The organism is Variovorax sp. 20P10.2.4 (assembly GCF_058244205.1).
Window position 1 is genome coordinate 1 of record NZ_JBZAYE010000449.1, and the last position, 6,132, is coordinate 6,132.

Genomic DNA, 6,132 nt, shown 5'->3' on the forward strand with positions numbered 1-6,132 from the left:
GCGCGGAACAGGAGTCGCCCTGGGGCCCGGCCACCGGCTTCGTGGCGCGCCGCAGCGCGACCGCGACCAAGACCGACACGCCGATCCTCGAGACCTCGCAATCGGTGGCGGTGATCACGCGCGAGGAAATGGATGCGCAGCAGGCGCAGACCGTGCGCGCCACCCTGCGCTTCGCGCCCGGCGTGAGCATCAGCGACGATGCCGACAACCGGCTCGACACCATCAGCTCGCGCGGCTTCGCGCTCGACCAGTACCTCGACGGCCTCAAGACCATCGCCGGCACCTGGTCGGTGACCAAGGTCGAGCCCTACCTGCTCGAGCGCGTCGAGGTGCTCAAGGGGCCGTCGTCGGTGCTCTACGGCCAGGCCTCGCCCGGCGGCGTGCTCAACCTCGTGAGCAAGCGCGCGAGCCCGGAGACGGTGCGCGAGGTGCAGCTGCAGTACGGCAGCAATGCCTTCAAGGAAGGCGCCTTCGACATCGGCGGCGCGATCAATGCCGACAAGACGCTGTCGGCGCGCATCGCCGGCGTGGTGCGCGACAGCGAGACCGAGGTCAACGACCTGAAGGAACGGCGCATCGCGATCGCGCCCTCGCTGACCTGGCAGCCCGATGCGCGCACCAAGGTCACGCTGATGGCCGACTACCTGCGCGATCCCTCGGGCGGTTTCTGGAACCTGCTGCCCTACCAGGGCACCCTGCTGCCGAATCCCTATGGCCGCATCGACCGCAGCTTCTACACCGGCCAGTCCTCGTTCGAGCATTTCGCGCGCACGCAGTACTCGCTGGGCTGGGCCGCCGAGCACCAGGTCGATGACCACCTCACCGTGCGCCAGAACCTGCGCTACCGCCACCTCGACATCGACTACCGTTCGGTGCAGGGCCTCGGGCTGCAGGCGGACTACCGCACGATGAACCGCCAGGCCTACACCGCCAACGAGCAGCTCGACACGCTGACGCTCGACACCCAGGCCGAGTGGCGATTTCGCACCGGCGCGCTCGCGCACAAGCTGCTGACCGGCATCGACTACCAGCACCTCGACTGGGACAACCTCACGCGCTTCGGCAACGCGCCCACGCTCGACATCCTCGCGCCCAACTACAACCAGGTCATCGCGCTGCCGGGCATCTTCCAGAACGCGCACCAGAAGCAGAGCCAGATCGGCCTGTATGCGCAGGACGAGATCGCCTGGGACCGGTTGCGGCTGCAGCTCGGCGTGCGCAAGGACTGGGCGCGCACCGACACCGACAACTACGTGGCGAGCAGCGTCACGCGCCAGCGCGACGATGCCTTCACCGGCCGCGCCGGCCTGCTCTACCTGTTCGACAACGGCGTCGCGCCCTATGTCAGCTACGCCACCTCGTTCCAGCCGCAGGCCGGCACCGGCTTCGACGGCAACGCCTTCCTGCCGACCAAGGGCAAGCAGACCGAGATCGGCCTCAAGTACCAGCCGTCGAACACCGACATGCTGTTCACCGCCGCGGCCTACGACCTGAGGCAGAGCAACGTCGGCACGCCCGATCCGCTGCATGCCAACTTCACGGTGCAGACCGGCGAGGTGCGCTCGCGCGGCATCGAGCTCTCGGCCGTCGCCAACCTGGGCGAGCAGCTCAAGCTGCGCGCTTCCTACAGCCATCTCGACAACGAGATCAGCAAGACCACCACCACCTCGACGCTCGGCAACCGCCTGGCCGGCACGCCGGCCGAGCAGGCTTCGCTGTGGACCGACTACGCCTTTCGCGGCGAGGCGTTCAAGGGCCTGAGCATCGGCGGCGGCGTGCGGCGCATCGGCTCGGCCTACACCTCCAATGCCAACACGCAGCTCATTCCGGGCGCCACCGTGTTCGACGCGGCGATCCGCTACGACTTCGGCGTGCTCGACCCCTCGCTGCGCGGGCTGAAGGCCGCGCTCAACGTCTCGAACCTGTTCGACAAGGAGTACATCTCGATCTGCTCGGCCATCGGCTGCCGCTACGGCCTGGGCCGCGCGGTCTACGCCACGCTCAAGTACAACTGGTAGGCACCGGGCCATGAACGCGAGCGACGGCCACCGCACGGCCCTGCAACGCTGGAGTGCCATCCACAAGTGGACCAGCCTGGCGTGCACGCTGTTCCTGCTGCTGATCTGCCTCACGGGCCTGCCGCTGATCTTCTCGGAGGAGATCGAGCAGGGGTTCGACGACGGCCTGCCCGCCGCCACCGTGCCCGCGGGCACGCCGGCGCTGAGCATCGACCGCATCGTGGCGACCGCGCGCGAACGGCTGCCGGGCTGGACCACCGACTTCGTCGTGTTCGACGAGGACAAGCCCTACGCCACCGTCTTCATGCGGCCCTCGGCCACGGCCGGCATCGAGACCCGGCGGCGCATCCGCTACGACCTGCACACCGGCCGCGAGCTCAAGCAGATGCTGCCGATCGCGCAGAGCCGCGGTGTCATGGACGTGATGCTCTCGCTGCACACCGATCTGTTCGCGGGGCTCGCGGGCGAGCTGTTCCTCGGCGTGGTGGGGCTGTGCTTCGTCGTCGCCACCGTCTCGGGCGTGCTGCTGTACGCGCCCTACATGCGCAAGCTGGCCTTCGGCACCGTGCGCGACACGCGCTCGCCGCGGCTGAAGTGGCTCGACCTGCACAACCTGCTGGGCATCGTCACGCTGGTGTGGGCGCTGGTGGTGGGCGCGACCGGCTTCGTCAACGAGCTCTCGAAGCCGCTGTTCGGCCTCTGGCAACTGACCGACGTGCGCACCATGCTCGCACCGTACGCCGGCAAGCCGCCGCCGAAGTTCGAGGACCTGGCCTCGGCCCAGGCCGCGTTCGACACGGCGCAGGCGGCCGTGCCCACGATGCGCATCACCAGCGTGGTGTTCCCGGGCAATCCCTTCGGCAGCCCCTACCACTTCCTGCTGTGGACCAAGGGCGACACCGCGCTGACCAGCCGGCTCTTCAGCCCCGTGCTGGTCGACGCGCGCACCGGCGCACTGACCGCCGTGGTGCGCATGCCCTGGTACCTGCGCGCGCTCGAGGTGTCGCGGCCGCTGCACTTCGGCGACTACGGCGGGCTGCCGCTGAAGCTGATCTGGGCGGCGCTCGACCTGATCACGATCGTGGTGTTGGGGAGCGGGGTTTATCTGTGGGTGTCGCGGCGCCGGCAGCGCGCCGGGCGAGCGGAGCGGTTCGAGAGGCCGGCCTGACGCCGTTCAGGCGGCCGCGGCGATCGGCCGTTGCCGCGGCAGCCGCGTGAACGCGAAGGCGGCCAGGAAGGCCCCGATGCCCAGCGAGAACGCGCCGATGAACAGCCATGTGTAGCTCGAGTACGCGTCGTAGATCAGCCCGCCCAGCACGGGGCCCAGTGCCATGCCGAGGCTGCTGGCCATCGTGGTGCTCCCGATCACCGTTCCCATCATGCGCAGCGGGAAGTTGTCGCGCGCGATCACCGCGAACAGCGGCATCACGCCCGCGTAGGTGAAACCGAACAGCGCGGCCACGGTGTAGAAGCTGCCCAGCTGCCGCGCGAACACGTAGCCCAGCACCACGATCGCCTGGGCCAGCAGCGCCAGCACCAGCACGCGCGCCGCGCCGAACCGGTCGCCCAGCAGCCCGAACACGAGGCGCCCGCCCAGGCCCGCGAGTCCTTCCATGCTGTAGATCGACACGGCCGCCATCAGCGGAATGCCGCAGGTGACCGCATAGCTCACGGTGTGGAAGATCGGTCCCGAGTGGGTGGCGCAGCTCAGGAAGCTGGTCAGCACCAGGATCAGGAAGGGCGGCGAGCGCAGCGCCTGCGCGACGGACAGCGACGATTCGCGCGAGGCCTCCGGTGCGGTGGCGGAGGCGGCCTGCCGCAGCGCGGGCGGACGACGCACCAGCAGGGCCAGGGGAATCATGGTGACCGCCGCCAACGCCGCGATCAGCTGCAGCGCGCTGCGCCAGTCGTGCGTCTGCACGAGCCATGCGGCCAACGGCGACATGGTCATCGGCGCCACGCCCATGCCGGCCGACACCAGCGACACCGCCAGGCTGCGGTGCGTGTCGAACCACCCGGTCACGCAGGCCATCATCGGCGCGAAGATCGCCGCCGCGCCGATGCCGACGACCACGCCGAACAGCAGCTGGAAAGCGAGCAGCGACGTCGCCAGGCTGGCCAGCGCGAGCCCGAGCGCGAGCAGCACGGCGCCCACCAGCACCACGAGGCGCGGACCCACGCGGTCGCTGAGGGCGCCCCAGGCGATGCTGCCGAGCGCCAGCGCCACGAAGGCGAGCGTCATCGCGGTGGAGATGCCGGTGCTCGACCAGCCGGTGTCCTGCGCGATCGGCCGCAGGAACACCGGCAGCGAGAACAGCCCGCCGATCGCCACGCAGCCGAGAGCGCCGCCCGCGGCCACGATGATCCAGCGGTAGTGGGTGCGCAGTGCATCGGGCCAGGAAGTCATGGTGAGTCCTCGAGGGGTTCAACGAGGGCTCAGATTACCCTCGTGCACGCGACAAAGGGAGTAACAAAGATGGCGCGATTGGCTGCGCTAACCGTCGATGCGTATCCGATTCGCCTTCGCGATGCGCCCCCACTTCTCGAATTCGCTGCGCGAGATCGCGCCGAACTGCTCGACCGAATTGCCCACCGGCACCAGCCCCAGCTCGGTGAGCTTGCGCTGCACCTCGGGGTTGCGCAGGATCTTCACGAGCTCCTGGTTGTAGCGCGCGACGATGGGTTGGGGCGTGGCGGCCGGCACGTAGAAGCCCTGCCAGCCGTCGCCGTCGTAGCCGGGCAGCAGTTCCGCCACGGCCGGCACCTCGGGCAGCAGCGCGCTGCGCTTGGGGCTCGTCACCGCGAGCGCGCGGAGCTTGCCGCTGCGCACCAGCGGGATCGCCGTGGTCGCGGGCTCGAAGGCGATCGGCATCTGGCCGGCCATCACGTCGGCCAGCGGGCTGCCCTTGTAGGGCACGTGCACCATTTGCACGCCGGCCATGTTGTTCATCATCTCCATCACCACGTGCGGGCCCGAGCCCACGCCCAGCGAGCCGTAGTCGACCGAGCCCGGCTTGGCCTTGGCGCGCGCCAGCAGGTCGCGCAGGCTGGCGTCGGGCTGGGTCGGGCCGGTGATCAGCACATAGGGCACCAGCGCGACCTGCGTCACGGGCGCGAAGTCGCGGAAGGTGTCGTAGGGCAGCTTGGCGTAGACGTTGGGATTGATCCCCATGATCGAGTTGACGGTCATGAAGAGGGTGTAGCCATCGCCGGGACTGCGCGCCGCGACCTCGGCGCCGATGATGCCGGCCGCGCCGGCGCGGTTGTCGATGACGATCGGCTGCCCGAGCGCCTGGCCCAGCGGCTCGCTGAGGATGCGCGCCACCACGTCGGGCGACACGCCGGCCGAGAACGGCACGACGAGCTTGATCGGCTTGGTGGGCCAGCCGGCCTGCGCGAAGGCCGCGCGGCCCGTGGTGGCGGCCAGGGCCGCGAGGCCCAGGCGCTGGAGCGCGAGGCGCCGGGAACGAGAGACGGGCATGGGGAACTCCTCAGCGTGGGTCGATGCAGGTGTGATGGGTGTGGTCATTGCAGCCAGTCGCGCATGCGCTCGACCAGCAAGTCGGTCGCGACGATGTGCGGGTAGTGGCCGCCCTGCGCCTGCGCGAGATGGCGAGCCTTCGGATAGCGCGCCCGCACGCGGGCACGGGTCGCGGGCGCGATGATCACGTCGTCCTCGCATTCGAAGACCACGGTGTTGGCGATCGCCTGCGGCGCCGGCAGCTCGGCCGCGCCCGCCACCTGGCGCAGCCGTCCGTGGAAGTCCGAAGCGGGCAGGCCGGCATGCAGCATGTGCAGCTGCACCGCGCGCAGCAGGTCGTCGGGCCGCGCGCGCAGCGCCTGGTCCCAGCGCGCGATCACGGCGGCGCTGTCGCTGGCCGCGAGCCAGCCCGCGTCGAACAGCGGATGCTGCGCCACGTCGCGTCCGTCGACGAAGGTGTTGCCGAGCCAGAGCGCCGCCACCTGATCAGGAAAACGCAGTGCAAAGGCCTGCGCCCACCAGGCGCCGTACGACGAGGCCCAGAGCGCGACCGCGCCGGTGCGCCGTTCGCGCAGCAGCTCCTCGAGCCCGAGCGCGAGCAGCTCGGGCGCGACGCCGCCCGGGTAGGTGATG

General features: G+C 70.0%; 5 protein-coding genes. 2 read left to right on the forward strand and 3 right to left on the reverse strand.

All coding sequences use genetic code 11. The annotated features are described in order from the left end of the window. Both AC27VN_RS29860 and AC27VN_RS29865 read left to right on the forward strand, forming a co-directional pair. The coding region (locus AC27VN_RS29860; RefSeq protein ID WP_490878885.1) for a TonB-dependent siderophore receptor at nucleotides 1-2,018 on the forward strand (2,018 nt) is incomplete at its 5' end. 10 nt (nucleotides 2,019-2,028) lie between these two features. Then, a complete protein-coding gene (locus tag AC27VN_RS29865) occupies nucleotides 2,029-3,186 on the forward strand; it encodes a PepSY-associated TM helix domain-containing protein (RefSeq protein ID WP_490878886.1) in 1,158 nt (385 codons plus the stop codon). 6 nt (nucleotides 3,187-3,192) lie between these two features. Here AC27VN_RS29865 and AC27VN_RS29870 read toward each other — a convergent pair whose 3' ends face one another. The 3 genes from AC27VN_RS29870 to AC27VN_RS29880 all read right to left on the reverse strand — a co-directional run. Further along, nucleotides 3,193-4,425 (reverse strand): MFS transporter, encoded by a 1,233-nt coding sequence (locus AC27VN_RS29870; RefSeq protein ID WP_490878887.1) that lies wholly within the window; start codon nucleotides 4,423-4,425, stop codon nucleotides 3,193-3,195. An 87-nt stretch (nucleotides 4,426-4,512) separates the two neighbouring features. After that, nucleotides 4,513-5,499 (reverse strand): Bug family tripartite tricarboxylate transporter substrate binding protein, encoded by a 987-nt coding sequence (locus AC27VN_RS29875; RefSeq protein WP_490878888.1) that lies wholly within the window; start codon nucleotides 5,497-5,499, stop codon nucleotides 4,513-4,515. 44 nt (nucleotides 5,500-5,543) lie between these two features. Beyond that, nucleotides 5,544-6,132 (reverse strand): alpha/beta fold hydrolase (locus AC27VN_RS29880; RefSeq protein WP_490878889.1); only part of this gene is annotated, 589 nt, incomplete at its 5' end.

What these genes read in the sequence shown, in the direction of transcription:
- AC27VN_RS29865 (WP_490878886.1), top strand. Translation starts at nt 2,029, where the DNA reads ATGAACGCGAGCGACGGCCACCGCACGGCCCTGCAACGCTGGAGTGCC.
- AC27VN_RS29870 (WP_490878887.1), bottom strand. Translation starts at nt 4,425, where the DNA reads ATGACTTCCTGGCCCGATGCACTGCGCACCCACTACCGCTGGATCATC.
- AC27VN_RS29875 (WP_490878888.1), bottom strand. Translation starts at nt 5,499, where the DNA reads ATGCCCGTCTCTCGTTCCCGGCGCCTCGCGCTCCAGCGCCTGGGCCTC.